The organism is Vibrio sp. 1401 (assembly GCF_033340295.1).
Genome location: NZ_JAWOWF010000850.1, coordinates 1 through 515, shown reverse-complemented (window position 1 = coordinate 515; position 515 = coordinate 1). Strand labels below are relative to the sequence as shown.

The following is a 515-nucleotide window of genomic DNA, read 5'->3' as shown; positions in this document are numbered from 1 at the left end:
GCTCTTACGAAACAAGTAGTTGAAGCGCTTGTTATCAATCGACACGTTGTCGCTCAATACCAGTGCACCAGGGTTAAAGTTGTCCGTAAATCCGTCCATATTGTTATTGAAAGACAAGCTGTTTTTCACCACATGTGGAACCGGAATCCCCTCGCCGCCTAGCTTGAAGCCGTTACCAATCGTGCCCCCCTTGTTGGCAACATCGAGTGTGCGCCCGTTGCTGAACGAGATGGAATCCAAAATAGTCACCGCACCGTTTGCGCCATCTTCCACTTTGTTGAACAAGTCCCAACCGTCATCAATGTTGTGGTGAGACAAACAACGGATGAAGGTGTTGCCATCGCCGATGCGCATCTTGGCCGCAAAACCGTCTGCGTTGATCTGCGAAGGATCCATGTTGTTGTAGCTTTCGCTTTCAATCACTTGGTTGTAACTTGCCCACAGTGCGCGGCCAATGTTTTCAGGAGAGGTGATCACGAAACCAGTATCTGGAGCGCCGTGGGTCACCATTTTTT

The 515-nt window shown here is 49.7% G+C and carries 1 protein-coding gene; it reads right to left on the bottom strand.

The genetic code is table 11. From position 1 onward, the window contains the following. Positions 1 to 515 (bottom strand): right-handed parallel beta-helix repeat-containing protein (locus R7Z77_RS28520; protein ID WP_411913228.1); only part of this gene is annotated, 515 nt, incomplete at both ends.